We start from the raw sequence: 14,225 nt of genomic DNA, 5'->3' as shown, positions 1-14,225 counted from the left end.
GAACCCGACGAGTGCGGCTCGGGTCACGGGAGTGCCGGGAGGAGAAGTGACCCCGGAGCCACACGCGGGTGAACACCCGAAGGAATGAGCGAAGAGACGCACGCGCGTAGTCTCGTCCCGGGTGTTCGCCGACAGGGTGAAGGCCCCGGTTGCCATGTGTCCCCAGGCCTGGGCCTAGGGTCGGCTCCCGGGCCCGGTCGACCCACCCCTCATCGGCCACAGCAACTTCACATCGGAAGCGAGATTTCACCACCGTGACTGCTCTGACTCTCAGCACCGCCGCGGCGCCCGGCCTGCGGGCCGACGCGATCGTGATCGGTGTCGCCAAGGGTGCCCAGGGGCCCGCCGTCGCGCCGGGCGCCGAGGCCGTGGACAAGGCGTACGACGGCAAGCTGGCCGGCATCCTGGAGACCCTCGGCGCCTCGGGTGCCGAGGGCGAGCTGACGAAGCTGCCCGCGCCCGCCGGCTTCAAGGCCCCGCTCGTGGTGGCGGTGGGCCTCGGCCCCGCGCCCGACGCCGGGGACGAGGACGCCGGGTTCGACGCCGAGGCACTGCGCAAGGCCGCCGGCCTGGCGGCCCGGGCCCTCACCGGGGCCAGGAAGGCCGCGTTCGCGCTGCCCGTGGACGGCCCCGGCGCCATCGGCGCGATCGGCGAGGGCATCCTGCTCGGCGCCTACGCCTTCGACGCCTACAAGGGCAACGGCCAGGAGGCCACGAACGCCAAGGCCAAGAACGGCAAGGCGCCGCTGGCCGAGGCCGCGCTGCTCGGCGGCAAGCCGCGCGACGCCGCCCACAAGGGCGCGGTCGCCCGCGCGGTCGCTGTCTGCGAGGAGCTGAACCGCGCCCGCGACCTGATCAACATGCCGCCGAACGACCTCACCCCCGCCGTCTTCGCCGGCATCGCGCAGGCCGCGGCCAAGGAGCACGGCATCAAGGTGCAGGTGCTCGACGACAAGGCCCTGGTCAAGGGCGGCTACGGCGGCATCCTCGGCGTCGGCGGCGGCTCGGCGGCCACCCCGCGCCTGGTGAAGCTGTCGTACAAGCACCCGAAGGCGGCAAAGCACCTGGCCTTCGTCGGCAAGGGCATCACCTACGACTCGGGCGGCATCTCCCTGAAGCCGGCCGGTCACAACGAGACGATGAAGTGCGACATGAGCGGCGCCGCCGCCGTCTTCGCCGCGGTCGTCGCCGCCGCCCGCCTCGGCCTGGAGGTCAGCGTCACCGGCTGGCTGGCGCTGGCCGAGAACATGCCGTCCGGCTCCGCCGTGCGCCCGGGCGACGTGCTGCGCATGTACAGCGGCAAGACGGTCGAGGTGCTCAACACCGACGCCGAGGGCCGGCTGGTCCTCGCCGACGCGCTGTGGGCGGCCTCGCAGGAGAACCCGGACGCGATCGTGGACGTCGCCACGCTGACCGGCGCGATGATGCTGGCGCTGGGCAGCCGGACGTTCGGCGTCATGGCCAACGACGACGCGTTCCGCTCGGCGGTGCACGAGGCGGCGGAGGAGGTCGGCGAGCCGGCCTGGCCGATGCCGCTGCCGGAGCACCTGCGCAAGGGCATGGACTCCACCGTCGCCGACCTCGCGAACATGGGCGAGCGGATGGGTGGCGGGCTGGTCGCCGGTCTGTTCCTGCGCGAGTTCGTGGGTGACGGCATCACCTGGGCGCACCTGGACATCGCCGGCCCGGCGTTCAACGAGGGCGGTCCCTTCGGTTACACGCCGAAGGGCGGCACCGGGTCCGCCGTGCGCACGCTCGTCCGGCTGGCCGAGCTGACCGCCGCGGGCGACCTGGGCTGACGGTCCCCGCCGCCCCGGACGCCGTCCGCCGGACGGCGTCCGGGGCGTGAGGGTTGCCCGTACCGTCCCCCGCGCCCCTCCGGGTCCGCCGCAGGCCCTCCTCGCAGGTGAACCCGCGAGGCCGGTCGCGCGCCCGCGGCGCGGCCGCACATCGGACACCGCCCCGCGCCCCTCCGCGGGCCCGCCAGTGGGGTGTCTCACACTCCAGCCCCGCGTCTCACCCGCCTCGAACAAGTGCAAAGATGGAGCCCGGCAGGACAGGGCCCCCACCGAAGGGCCGAAGCATCAAGCGGCCGGACACCAGCCGCCTGCCGGTCATCGGAGACCGGCGTACGGCGCACATGCATGGAGGAACGTGACGTGGCGAACGACGCCAGCACTGTTTTCGACCTAGTGATCCTCGGCGGTGGTAGCGGTGGTTACGCCGCGGCCCTGCGCGGGGCGCAGCTGGGCCTGGACGTCGCCCTGATCGAGAAGGGCAAGGTCGGCGGCACCTGCCTGCACAACGGCTGCATCCCCACGAAGGCCCTGCTGCACGCCGGCGAGGTCGCCGACCAGGCCCGCGAGAGCGACCAGTTCGGTGTGAAGGCCACCTTCGAGGGCATCGACATGGCGGCCGTCCACAAGTACAAGGACGACGTGATCGCCGGCCTGTACAAGGGTCTTCAGGGACTCATCGCCTCCCGCAAGGTCACCTACATCGAGGGTGAGGGCCGGCTGTCCTCCCCCACCTCCGTGGACGTGAACGGCCAGCGCATCCAGGGCCGCCACATCCTGCTGGCGACCGGTTCCGTGCCGAAGTCGCTGCCCGGCCTGGAGATCGACGGCAACCGCATCATCTCCTCCGACCACGCCCTCGTCATGGACCGCGTGCCGAAGTCCGCGATCATCCTGGGCGGCGGTGTCATCGGCGTCGAGTTCGCCTCGGCGTGGAAGTCCTTCGGTGCCGAGGTCACGGTCATCGAGGGTCTGAAGCACCTCGTGCCGGTCGAGGACGAGAACTCCTCGAAGCTCCTCGAGCGCGCGTTCCGCAAGCGCGGCATCAAGTTCAACCTGGGCACCTTCTTCCAGAAGGCCGAGTACACCCAGGACGGCGTGAAGGTCACCCTGGCCGACGGCAAGGAGTTCGAGGCCGAGGTCCTGCTGGTCGCCGTCGGCCGCGGCCCGGTCTCCCAGGGCCTGGGCTACGAGGAGCAGGGCGTCGCGATGGACCGCGGCTACGTCCTCACCGACGAGTACATGCGCACCAACGTCCCGACCATCTCCGCCGTCGGTGACCTCGTGCCCACGCTCCAGCTCGCGCACGTCGGCTTCGCCGAGGGCATCCTGGTGGCGGAGCGTCTGGCCGGTCTGAAGGTCGTTCCGATCGACTACGACGGTGTCCCGCGGGTGACGTACTGCCACCCGGAGGTCGCCTCCGTCGGCATCACGGAGGCCAAGGCCAAGGAGGTCTACGGCGCGGACAAGGTCGTCTCCATCAAGTTCCCGCTCGGTGGCAACGGCAAGAGCCGGATCCTGAAGACCGCGGGCGAGATCAAGCTCGTCCAGGTCAAGGACGGCGCCGTGGTCGGCGTCCACATGGTCGGCGACCGCATGGGCGAGCAGGTCGGCGAGGCTCAGCTGATCTACAACTGGGAGGCGCTGCCGTCCGAGGTGGCCCAGCTCATCCACGCCCACCCGACGCAGAACGAGGCGCTCGGCGAGGCCCACCTGGCGCTGGCCGGCAAGCCCCTCCACATGCACGACTGACGCCTTCCGTCTTCGGGCGCGACGACACAGACTTCCGCAATTCGTTAGGAGCAACCGAAACCATGGCGGTTTCCGTAACCCTTCCGGCGCTCGGCGAGAGCGTCACCGAGGGCACTGTCACCCGCTGGCTGAAGGCCGAGGGCGAGCGCGTCGAGGCCGACGAGCCGCTGCTCGAGGTCTCGACCGACAAGGTCGACACCGAGATCCCCTCGCCCGCTTCCGGTGTCCTGGCCTCCATCAAGGTCGCCGAGGACGAGACCGTCGAGGTCGGCGCCGAGCTGGCCGTCATCGACGACGGCACGGGTGCCCCCGCTGCCGCCCCGGCCCCCGCCGCCGAGGCCGCCCCGGCCCCGGCCGCCGAGCCGGCCCCCGCCCCGGTCGCCGAGGCTCCGGCCGCACCGGCTCCGGCTCCCGCCGCCGAGGCCGCTCCGGCCGGTGGCGCCGAGGGCACGGACGTGGTCCTGCCCGCGCTCGGTGAGTCCGTCACCGAGGGCACCGTCACCCGCTGGCTGAAGTCGGTCGGCGACACCGTCGAGGCCGACGAGCCGCTGCTCGAGGTCTCCACGGACAAGGTCGACACCGAGATCCCGGCGCCCGCCTCCGGCGTGCTGCTGGAGATCGTGGTCGGTGAGGACGAGACCGCCGAGGTCGGCGCCAAGCTCGCCGTCATCGGCGCCCCGGGTGCCGCCCCGGCCGCCGCTCCGGCTCCGGCCGCCCCGGCCCCCGCCGCCGCCCCGGCGCCGGCGCCTGCCCCGGCTCCCGCCCCGGCCGCCCAGGCCCCCGCCGCTCCGGCCGCGCCCGCCGCTGCCGCCCCGGCTCCGGCCCAGCCCGCAGCCCCGGCTCCCGCCCCGGCCCCGGCTCCCGCCCCGGTCACCCCGGCCACCGCGCCGACCTCCCCGACCGCCACCCAGGCGACGGACGAGGGCGCGTACGTGACCCCGCTGGTGCGCAAGCTCGCCGCCGAGAACGGCGTCGACCTGGCCGGCGTCAAGGGCACCGGCGTCGGCGGCCGTATCCGCAAGCAGGACGTCCTCGCCGCCGCCGAGGCCGCGAAGGCCGCCGCCGCTCCGGCTCCGGCCGCTGCCGCCGCCCCGGCCGCCGCCAGGAAGGCGCCGGCGCTGGAGGTCTCCCCGCTGCGCGGCCAGACCGTCAAGATGCCCCGCATCCGCAAGGTCATCGGCGACAACATGGTCAAGGCGCTGCACGAGCAGGCCCAGCTGTCGTCGGTCGTCGAGGTCGACGTCACCCGCCTGATGAAGCTGCGCGCCAAGGCGAAGGACTCCTTCGCGGCCCGCGAGGGCGTCAAGCTCTCCCCGATGCCGTTCTTCGTCAAGGCCGCCGCGCAGGCGCTGAAGGCCCACCCGGTCATCAACGCCAAGATCAACGAGGCCGAGGGCACGATCACCTACTTCGACACCGAGAACGTCGGTATCGCGGTGGACTCCGAGAAGGGCCTGATGACCCCGGTCATCAAGCACGCCGGCGACCTCAACATCGCGGGCATCGCCAAGGCCACGGCGGAGCTGGCCGGCAAGGTCCGCGCCAACAAGATCACTCCGGACGAGCTGTCCGGCGCGACCTTCACCATCTCCAACACCGGCTCGCGCGGCGCGCTGTTCGACACGATCATCGTGCCGCCGGGCCAGGTCGCGATCCTCGGCATCGGTGCCACGGTCAAGCGTCCGGCCGTCATCGAGACCGAGGAGGGCACGGTCATCGGCGTCCGCGACATGACCTACCTGACCCTCTCCTACGACCACCGCCTGGTCGACGGCGCCGACGCGGCCCGTTACCTGACGGCGGTCAAGGCGATCCTGGAGGCGGGCGAGTTCGAGGTCGAGCTGGGCCTCTGATCCCCCGATCAGGAAGACGACGCCCCGTCCGGGCCTCCCGGGCGGGGCGTCGGCTTTGCGCCCCCGGGGTGGCCGCGGCCCCCGGGCCGGGGTGGCGGCGGCCCAGGGGCCCGGGGGCGGCGCGAGCAGCACGAACGACCCGCAGCCGCCCGAATACGGCCCGTACCGAGCTGTTGGGCGGGTTTGCCCACCCGCACGCTGTGTAAGCCTTGTCTCACCTGCGCATAAGCACCCCCACGCGCCCCTCCCGCGGAGCGAACCCGCCGTATTGTCTAAAGGTCAGCACTCCCGAAGGAGCCCTCATGACCGCGCCCGTCGTCCACTCGCTGCGCGAGCAGATCCGCGAGCACATCGTGGAGGGAATCGTCAGCGGGCGCTGGCAGCCGGGAGAGCGCATCGTGGAGCGCCGGATCGCCACCGAGCTGGAGGTCAGCCAGACCCCGGTCCGGGAGGCCCTGCGCGAGCTGGAGTCACTCCGGCTGATCGAGTCGGCCCCGAACAAGGGCGTGCGGGTCCGCAACCTGTCCGCGGCCGACCTGGAGGAGAGCTACCCGGTCCGGGCCGGCCTTGAGGCCATCGCGGCCGAGCTGGCGGCGGAACGCCTCGCGGAGGACTGCTCGGCGCTGGAGCCCCATGTCGCGGCCCTGTACGAGGCCGACCGCGACGCGGACGGCACGGCCCAGGTGCGCCACACGGTCGGCTTCCACCGCGAACTGGTCCGCGCCGCCCACAACTCGGTGCTGCTGCACACCTGGGAGGGCCTCGGCATCGAGGTCTTCACGGCGCTGTCGATCCGCTGGCTGGGCACGGTCCAGCAGTCGTACGCGGAGGAGCACGAGGAGCTGGTGCAGGCCTTCAAGCGCCGGGACCCCCGGATCGCCGAGCTGGTGAAGGCGCACGTCCTCGGCTGCGCGCCGCGCGCCTGACCCAGTCGAGCGCCCCCTCGCTCACCTGCGAAAACAGCTCGAAAACTGATCGAAAATGCGGCACCGGGTGCCTAGCCCCCAGGCACCCGGTGCCGACTTTCTCGGAATCGAGAGGTTTTGGCCCTCAACCCTTTGATCGATCATCGATCAGGGAGTTACAGTCGCCGACGGACTCCTACCGAAGTCCGCTGCCCTGTCCTGCCAACGACAAAGGGCACCCCCGAACCCTTACCGATGAGGGAACCCCCTTCGACTGAGGAAGGCGGCGACATGACCGACCCCCACGCCATCCAGCCGAGCGCGCTCGACCAGCTCCCCGACCGCGACCCCGAGGAGACCGCCGAATGGCGGGCCTCCCTCGACGCCGTCGCCAGGGAGGCCGGGCCGCACCGCGCCGCGTACCTGATGCGCCGCACGCTGGAGAGCGCCGAGGCGGGCGGCATCGCGCTGCCGAAGCTCCTCGAGACGGACTACGTCAACACCATCCCCACCTCCGCGGAGCCGGACCTGCCCGGTGACCCGGAGATGGAGGCCCGGATCACCGCGTGGAACCGCTGGAACGCGGCCGCCATGGTGACCCGCGGCTCGAAGTACGGCGTCGGCGGCCACATCGCCACCTTCGCCTCCGCGGCCTGGCTGTACGAGACCGGCTTCAACCACTTCTTCAAGGGCAAGGAGGCCGACGGGTCCGGCGACCAGCTCTACATCCAGGGCCACGCCTCCCCCGGCATCTACGCCCGCGCCTTCCTCGACGGCCGCCTGAACGAGGCGCACCTGGACAACTTCCGCCAGGAGGCCGGCGGCAACGGCCTGCCGTCGTACCCGCACCCGCGCCGTCTGCCCTGGCTGTGGGAGTTCCCGACGGTCTCCATGGGCCTCGGCCCGCTGTCGGCGATCTACCAGGCGCGCTTCAACCGCTACCTCACCAACCGCGGCATCAAGGACGTCTCCGCCTCGCACGTGTGGGCGTTCCTCGGCGACGGCGAGATGGACGAGCCGGAGTCGACGGCGGCCCTCGCACTCGCCGCGCGTGAGGAACTGGACAACCTCACCTTCGTCATCAACTGCAACCTCCAGCGCCTCGACGGCCCGGTCCGCGCCAACTTCAAGATCGTGCAGGAGCTGGAGGCCCAGTTCCGCGGCGCCGGCTGGAACGTCGTCAAGACGCTGTGGGGCACGGCCTGGGACGAGCTGTTCCAGCTCGACACCACCGGCGCGCTCGTACGCCGCCTGCGCGAGGTACCCGACGCGCAGATCCAGACGTACCAGACCCGTGGTGCCGCCTACATCCGCGAGGACTTCTTCGGCAAGGACCCGGCGCTCGCCGAGATGGCGAAGCTGCTGAGCGACGACAAGATCCTCGAGTGCTTCCACCTCTCCCGCGGTGGTCACGAGGCCCGCAAGGTCTACGCCGCGTACAAGGCCGCCGTCGAGCACAAGGGCGCGCCGACCGTGATCCTGGCCCAGACGGTCAAGGGCCACACCCTGGGCGAGGGCTTCGCGTCGAAGAACGCCAACCACCAGATGAAGAAGCTGACGGTGGACGAGTTCAAGACGATGCGCGACCTGCTCGGCCTGCCGATCAAGGACAGCGACTTCACCGACGGCGTGGTGCCCTACGGCCACCCCGGCCCCGACTCCCCCGAGGTCCGCTACCTCCAGGAGCGCCGCGCGGCCCTCGGCGGCCCGGCCCCGGCCCGCCGCACCCACGCCCTGGCCCCGCTGCCCGCCCCCGCCGAGAAGGCGTTCGCCTCCTTCGACAAGGGCTCCGGCTCGCAGAACGTCGCCACCACGATGGCTTTCGTCCGCCTGGTCAAGGACCTGGTCCGCGACAAGGAGACCGGCAAGCGCTGGGTGCCGATCGTCCCCGACGAGGCGCGCACCTTCGGCATGGAGAGCCTCTTCCCGTCCCTGGGCATCTACTCCCCCAAGGGCCAGACGTACGAGCCGGTCGACCGCGACCAGCTGATGTACTACAAGGAGGCCAAGAACGGCCAGATCCTCAACGAGGGGATCACCGAGGCCGGGTCGATGGCCGACTTCATCGCCGCGTCCAGCGCGTACGCCACGCACGGCGAGGCGATGATCCCGTTCTACATCTTCTACTCGATGTTCGGCTGGCAGCGCACGGCCGACCAGATGTGGCAGCTCGGCGACCAGCTGGGCCGCGGCTTCCTCGTCGGCGCGACGGCGGGCCGTACGACCCTGACGGGCGAGGGCCTCCAGCACGCCGACGGCCACTCCCCGGTCATCGCCGCCACCAACCCGGCCGCGCTGACGTACGACCCCGCGTTCGCCTACGAGATCGCGGTGATCGTCCGTGAGGGTCTGCGCCGGATGTACGGCGAGGCCAAGCCGGGCGAGGACCAGAACGTCTTCTACTACCTGACGGTCTACAACGAGCCGCTGCCGCAGCCCGCCAAGCCGGCCGGTCTCGGCATCGACGAGGGCATCGTCAAGGGCCTGTACCGCTTCAACACGGCGGAGTCCGCGGGCGTGACCGCCCCGGCCAACGCCCCGCGGATCCAGCTGCTGGGTTCGGGCACGGCGATCCACTGGGCGCTCGAGGCCCAGAGGCTGCTCGCCGACGAGTGGGGCGTGGCCGCCGACGTGTGGTCCGCGACCTCCTGGTCCGAGCTGCGCCGGGACGCGATGGAGGCCGACGCGGCGCTGCTGCGCGGCGAGGAGCGCGTGCCGTTCGTCCGCCAGGCGCTCCAGGGCGCCGAGGGCCCGGTGCTGGCGGTGTCCGACTACATGCGCCAGGTCCCTGACCAGATCGCGCAGTGGGTCGAGCAGGACTGGTCCTCGCTGGGCGCCGACGGCTTCGGTCTGTCGGACACCCGTGAGGCCGCCCGCCGCCACTTCGGCGTCGACGCCGAGTCGATCGTCGTCGCGGCCCTGGCCCAGCTCGCCCGGCGCGGCGAGGTGAAGGCCACGGCGGTGAAGGAAGCCCGCGAGAAGTACGGGCTGTAGTCACCGGGGTTCCGGGAAGGGGTACGGCCGCTGCCGTACCCCTTTCTTGTCGGTGCCCCCCGGCATCATGAGGGCATGCGTGCCGCTCGCCTCATCAAGATGGTTCTGCTCCTCCAGTCCCGGCCCACCATGACCGCCGCGGAGCTGGCGCGGGAGCTGGAGGTGTCGGAGCGGACCGTGACGCGGGACGCGCAGGCGCTGTCGGAGGCCGGCGTGCCGGTGTACGCCGACCGGGGGCGGGCCGGGGGGTACCGGCTGGTCGGCGGCTACCGGACCCGGCTCACCGGCCTGGCCAGGAGCGAGGCGGAGGCGCTGTTCCTGAGCGGGGTGCCTGGGGCGCTCAGGGAGATGGGGCTGGAGGACGCGGCGTCGGCGGCCCGGCTGAAGGTCTCCGCGGCGCTGCTGCCCTCGCTGCGGGACGCCCCGGACACGGCCGCCCAGCGGTTCCATCTGGACGCGCCGGCCTGGTTCCGGGAGCCGGAGACGCCCGCGCTGCTGCCGGTGCTCGCCGAGGCGGTGTGGGACGACCGCCGTGTCACCGCCCGCTACCGGCGCGAGGACCGCGAGGTGGAGCGGCGGCTGGAACCGTACGGGCTCGTGCTGAAGGCGGGGACCTGGTACCTGTGCGCGCGGGTGGCCGGAAGCGGCGCCTTCAGGACGTACCGGATCGACCGGTTCGGCACCGTCGACCCCCTCGGCGAACGCTTCGACCGCGCCCCGGACTTCGACCTGCCCGGCTTCTGGGCGGACCAGGCCGAGCGGTTCGCCCGGTCGATCCTGCGCGCCGAGGTCGTCGTACGGCTCTCCCCGGACGGGGTGCGCCGGCTGCCGTACGCCGTCGATCCGCTCGCCGCGCGGGAGGCGCTGGACGGCGTGGGCCCGCCGGACACCGGGGGCTGGGTGACGGTGACGCTGCCCGTGGAGTCGGAGGAGGTCGCGCACACCCAGCTGACGGCGCTCGGGCCGGAGGCCGAGGTGCTGGCGCCGGCCCGGCTGCGGGAACGGTTCGCGGCGGACGCGGCCCGGACCGCCGCGCTGTACCGCCGCCCGGACGGCTGACATCTCGCTCAACGGCGGACGGCACCGGACCGCCGCGCCGTACCTCCGTGTGGACGGCCGACGGCGATCCGCCGTACTCCGCGTGCGCCCCACCGGCCGAGGCACGATGCTGGTGCCGTGATGGACGAGACGGAGTTCTGGGAGCTGATCGACGCCAGCCGTGAGGCCGCCGAGAGCGATCCCGAGGAGCAGGCCGAAGTACTCGTGGACCGGCTCATCCGGATGGACCCCGAGCTGGTCCTGGACTTCGCCCGTCACTTCGAGGCCCGCTACAACCGCGCCTACCGCTGGGACCTGTGGGGTGCCGCCTGGCTGCTGCTGGACGGGTGCAGCGACGACGCGTTCGACTTCTTCCGGTGCTGGCTGATCGGCCAGGGCCGGGAGGTCTTCGAGGGCGCGCTGCACGAGCCGGACGCGCTGGCCGAGCTGCTCGACGAGTTCGACGAGGAGATCGACGGCGACGGCGAGGAGCTGGGGTACGCGGCGGACGAGGCGTACGAGCAGCTGACCGGGACCGTCGCGCCCGACCTGGGCATCGCCCCGGCACCGGCCGAGCCGGAGGGCACCCCGCTGGACCTGGAGAACGACCGGGAACTCGCGCAGCGGTATCCCAGGCTGTGGGAGCGGTTCAGGGAGTGACCCCGGGCCCGGGCCCGGGCCGCCGGACCCCGGCCACCGGATTGCGCACGCGCGCCCTGTGCGGCCGTGCGGCCTGTGCCGGCTCGGTCCCGTGCACGACCGCAGGGCACGCGGCCCGGAAAGCGGGCCGCGCCCGGCCTACGGCCCTCCTGCGACCGACGGCTTTCCCGAGGCCGACGGCTTCCGCGTCCCCGAAGGCTTCCCTGCCGCCGACGGCTTTCCCGAGGCCGACGGCTCTCCCGTCGCCGACGGCTTTCCCGTCCCCGACGGCTTTCCAGTCGTCGTCCGGCCCGGCGCGTGTGTCCGGCCCTGTAGGAGGGCGGCCCGTTGCCTGATCTCCGGGAGGCGGGCGGCGAGGGCCGCGCCGGGGCAGTCGGTCCGGAAGCCGTCCTGGTGGCCCGAGAGCACGGGCAGGGTGGCCGTCGCACCCGCCCGGTAACGGCTGAGGCCGCTGCTGGAGACCAGCCGGACACGGCCGCGCGGGTCGGCGTCGGCCAGGCCGAGTTTCCAGGCGGCCAGGGCGGCGATCGCGTCGGTCATGGCCCGGGGCACGGGGACGCCGGCGGTGAACGTGCCGAGCGCGGCGATGCCCGCGGTGCGATGGTTGAAGCCCTGTGCGTGGGCGCCGGTGACGGCCCGGTCGACTCCCCCGGCACGGCCCTCGTAGATGGTGCCGCACCGGTCGACGAGGAAGTTGTAGCCGATGTCGTCCCAGTGGCGGGCACCCGTCTGACCGGCGTACAGATGGCGGATGATGCGGGGCGCGTCGGCGCACCGGTAGCCGTTGGGCGAGTCCGTGTGGTGGAGGAAGACGGCGACCACCTTGTCGTCGTAGCGCGGCGGCGGCTGACTCTGCCCCGTGGTGCCGTCGAGCCAGGCGGAGCGCGGCACGATGCGCGGCCGGGCGGCATGGTGGGCGACCGGCGGCCGGGCCGCGGCGGCCCGGCCGGGGCCGGGCACGACGGCCCGCTCGACGCCGCGGGCGCACAGCGCCAGCGCGACCACGGCCAGCACCCCGGGCAGGGAGCCGAGCAGCACGAGGACCACTCGGCGGGCCCCTACGGCACCCGGCAGCAACCCGGGCAGCCCACGGACCGCTCGGCGCAACCCTGCCGCACCCGGCAGCAACCCGGGCAGCGCACGGACCGCTCGGCGCAACCCCGCGGCACCCGGCAGGAACCCGAGCAGCACGAGGACCGCTCGGCGGGCCCCTGCGGCACCCGGCAGGGAGCCGAGCAGCGCACGGACCGTTCGGCGGGTCCGTGCGGTACCCGGTCCCCCGGCCTTCGGGGCTCTTCGGACGACACGCATGATCCCACTCTCGGGCCGGTGTACCGTGCCCGCGATGTGCGCTGTGCCACCTGGTGGAACCATCGTCCCGGTCCGGGCCGTTTCCGGGGGTACACACGTACGTGACCGGCTCCGCCGTTCGATGATCGCCTCGCACGGGCGCGGGTGATCAGCGGACCGGTCCCGTCCGTACTGAGGGGTCCGAGAGAAAGGCGGCTCCGTGGACCTGCTGGATCTGGTGCTTGCGCTGGTGATCGTCGTCTACGCGGTGTCCGGATACCGGCGCGGTCTGGTGGCCGGATGCGTCTCGCTGGCCGGGTTCGTGGGCGGCGCGATCATCGGTGTGTGGGTGCTGCCCTGGGTGACGGGCCAGGTGGACCGGGGTTCGGCGGCGGCTACGGTGCTCGCGGTGCTGACGGTGCTGGTGCCGGCCGTGGTGGGGCACGAGCTGGCGGGCCGGCTGGCACTGCGGCTGCGCGGGGAGCTGGACCGGGGTCCGCTGCGGGTGGCGGACGGGGTCGGGGGTGCGGCGGCGAACTCGGTCGCGGTGCTGGTGGTGGCCTGGGTGGCGGCGAGCGTGCTGGCCGCGGCCCCGTCCGGGACCCTGACGACGGCCATACGGAACTCCACCCTCCTGGGCGCGGTGCAGGAGGCGATGCCGCAGACCACGCCGGCCTGGTTCGCGCGGGCCACGTCCGCGTTGAACGAGGCGGGCTTCCCGCAGGTGTTCAACCCGTTCGAGAACGAGTCGACGGCCCGGGTGGCCCGGCCGACCGGTGACAGCGTCACCCCGGCCGCGACGAACGCGGCCAGGCTGAGCACGGTGAAGATCGAGGGCGCCGCGGGCACCGAGGGCCGCGAGGGCAGCGGGTTCGTCTACGCGCCGCGGCACGTGATGACCAACGCGCACGTCGTGGCCGGCATCGACCGTCCGGGCGTGCGCATCGGCGGGGTCGGGCGGTCGTACGAGGCCCGGGTGGTGCTCTTCGATCCGGACCGGGACGTGGCGGTGCTGTACGTGCCCGAGCTGCGCGCCCCGGTGCTGCGGTTCGACACGAGCGCGGTGCGCGGGGACTCGGCGGTGGTGGCGGGTTACCCGCAGGACGGGGGCCTGAACCTGCAAGCGGCGACGGTCGGGAACCGGGTGCGGGCGACCGGCCAGAACATCTACAACGACGGTACGGTCACCCGGGAGATCTACGCGATCCGGTCCACGGTCCGGCCGGGCAACTCCGGCGGCCCGCTGCTGACCACGGGCGGCCGGGTGTTCGGGGTGGTCTTCGCCCGCTCCACCTCGGACGCCGAGACGGGGTACGTGCTGACGGCGGCCGAGGTGGAGGGCGACGCCCGGAGCGCGGCGGGGGCGACGACGCCGGTGGACACGGGCGAGCTGGTCAGCTCCTAGGCACCCACGCGGGCCGGCCGGTGCGCGGGGTGCGCGGGATTCACAGGGTGCGGCCCATGCACACGTCGTCGACGTACGCGCCGCCGACGAGGAACTCCCCGGGCAGCACACCCTCGACGGCGAACCCCTCGGACTCGTACAGCCGGCGGGCCGGGGTGTTGTGCCCGAGCACGCGCAGGGTGAGGCGCCGGGCGCCGCGCCCGCGTGCCGCGGCGACGGCGGCCCGGATCAGCGCGCGCCCGACGCCCCGCCCGCGCGCCTCCTCGGCGACGGCGAAGCCCTGGATCGACAGGACGTGCGCGTTGGAGGCGAGCGGGGTCGGCGGGGCGAGGCGGACGTAGCCGAGGAGGCGCCCTTCGGCCTCGGCGACGAGGAACTGCTCCGGGGAGTGGCGCTCGTCGAAGAACGGCTGGTACGGCGGCTGCGGCGGCGGGGTCACCGCGTGCAGGGTGGACCAGGTGGCCCGGTCGAGGACGGCCAGTCCGTCCTCGTCGTCGGTCTGGGCGCTGCGTATGTGGCACTCGGGCATGGC

Annotated in this window: 9 protein-coding genes and 1 pseudogene; 8 read left to right on the top strand and 2 right to left on the bottom strand. The window is 73.0% G+C overall.

What is annotated here, in order from left to right:
* Nucleotides 1–254: 254 nt before the first annotated feature.
* The 7 genes from JK361_RS15555 to JK361_RS15525 all read left to right on the top strand — a co-directional run bounded on the left by JK361_RS15555 (nt 255) and on the right by JK361_RS15525 (nt 10,998).
* A complete protein-coding gene (locus JK361_RS15555) occupies nt 255–1,799 on the top strand; it encodes a leucyl aminopeptidase (protein ID WP_201817836.1) in 1,545 nt (514 codons plus the stop codon).
* A gap of 360 nt (nt 1,800–2,159) precedes the next feature.
* A complete protein-coding gene (gene lpdA, locus JK361_RS15550; protein WP_201817834.1) occupies nt 2,160–3,548 on the top strand; it encodes a dihydrolipoyl dehydrogenase in 1,389 nt (462 codons plus the stop codon).
* 62 nt (nt 3,549–3,610) lie between these two features.
* Complete coding sequence (gene sucB / locus JK361_RS15545) at nt 3,611–5,401, top strand: 2-oxoglutarate dehydrogenase, E2 component, dihydrolipoamide succinyltransferase (protein ID WP_201817832.1); 1,791 nt, start codon at nt 3,611–3,613, stop codon at nt 5,399–5,401.
* Nucleotides 5,402–5,703: 302 nt separating this feature from the next.
* Complete coding sequence (locus tag JK361_RS15540; RefSeq protein ID WP_201817830.1) at nt 5,704–6,327, top strand: GntR family transcriptional regulator; 624 nt, start codon at nt 5,704–5,706, stop codon at nt 6,325–6,327.
* Nucleotides 6,328–6,597: 270 nt separating this feature from the next.
* A complete protein-coding gene (aceE, locus tag JK361_RS15535; RefSeq protein WP_201817828.1) occupies nt 6,598–9,300 on the top strand; it encodes a pyruvate dehydrogenase (acetyl-transferring), homodimeric type in 2,703 nt (900 codons plus the stop codon).
* A gap of 75 nt (nt 9,301–9,375) precedes the next feature.
* Nucleotides 9,376–10,359 carry a helix-turn-helix transcriptional regulator gene (locus tag JK361_RS15530; protein WP_201817826.1) on the top strand — a complete coding sequence of 328 codons (984 nt, stop codon included), beginning with the start codon at nt 9,376–9,378 and terminating at the stop codon, nt 10,357–10,359.
* A 120-nt stretch (nt 10,360–10,479) separates the two neighbouring features.
* Nucleotides 10,480–10,998 carry a DUF4240 domain-containing protein gene (locus JK361_RS15525; protein ID WP_201817814.1) on the top strand — a complete coding sequence of 173 codons (519 nt, stop codon included), beginning with the start codon at nt 10,480–10,482 and terminating at the stop codon, nt 10,996–10,998.
* Nucleotides 10,999–11,301: 303 nt separating this feature from the next.
* On the opposite strand, the pseudogene JK361_RS15520 reads toward JK361_RS15525, so the two are convergent.
* Nucleotides 11,302–12,036: pseudogene (locus tag JK361_RS15520) on the bottom strand (peptidoglycan recognition protein family protein); the annotation flags it as partial.
* A 472-nt stretch (nt 12,037–12,508) separates the two neighbouring features.
* Here JK361_RS15520 and JK361_RS15515 point away from each other — a divergent pair.
* Complete coding sequence (locus tag JK361_RS15515) at nt 12,509–13,693, top strand: MarP family serine protease (RefSeq protein WP_201817801.1); 1,185 nt, start codon at nt 12,509–12,511, stop codon at nt 13,691–13,693.
* A gap of 40 nt (nt 13,694–13,733) precedes the next feature.
* Here JK361_RS15515 and JK361_RS15510 read toward each other — a convergent pair whose 3' ends face one another.
* Nucleotides 13,734–14,222 (bottom strand): GNAT family N-acetyltransferase, encoded by a 489-nt coding sequence (locus tag JK361_RS15510; RefSeq protein ID WP_201818882.1) that lies wholly within the window; start codon nt 14,220–14,222, stop codon nt 13,734–13,736.
* Nucleotides 14,223–14,225 lie beyond the last annotated feature (3 nt).

It is taken from the genome of Streptomyces musisoli, assembly GCF_016741855.1.
GTDB classification, from domain to species: domain Bacteria; phylum Actinomycetota; class Actinomycetes; order Streptomycetales; family Streptomycetaceae; genus Streptomyces; species Streptomyces musisoli.
This window is presented reverse-complemented; position numbering and strand designations above follow the sequence as displayed.

What these genes read in the sequence shown, in the direction of transcription:
- JK361_RS15530 (WP_201817826.1), top strand. Translation starts at nt 9,376, where the DNA reads ATGCGTGCCGCTCGCCTCATCAAGATGGTTCTGCTCCTCCAGTCCCGG.
- JK361_RS15525 (WP_201817814.1), top strand. Translation starts at nt 10,480, where the DNA reads ATGGACGAGACGGAGTTCTGGGAGCTGATCGACGCCAGCCGTGAGGCC.
- aceE (WP_201817828.1), top strand. Translation starts at nt 6,598, where the DNA reads ATGACCGACCCCCACGCCATCCAGCCGAGCGCGCTCGACCAGCTCCCC.
- sucB (WP_201817832.1), top strand. Translation starts at nt 3,611, where the DNA reads ATGGCGGTTTCCGTAACCCTTCCGGCGCTCGGCGAGAGCGTCACCGAG.
- JK361_RS15510 (WP_201818882.1), bottom strand. Translation starts at nt 14,222, where the DNA reads ATGCCCGAGTGCCACATACGCAGCGCCCAGACCGACGACGAGGACGGA.
- JK361_RS15540 (WP_201817830.1), top strand. Translation starts at nt 5,704, where the DNA reads ATGACCGCGCCCGTCGTCCACTCGCTGCGCGAGCAGATCCGCGAGCAC.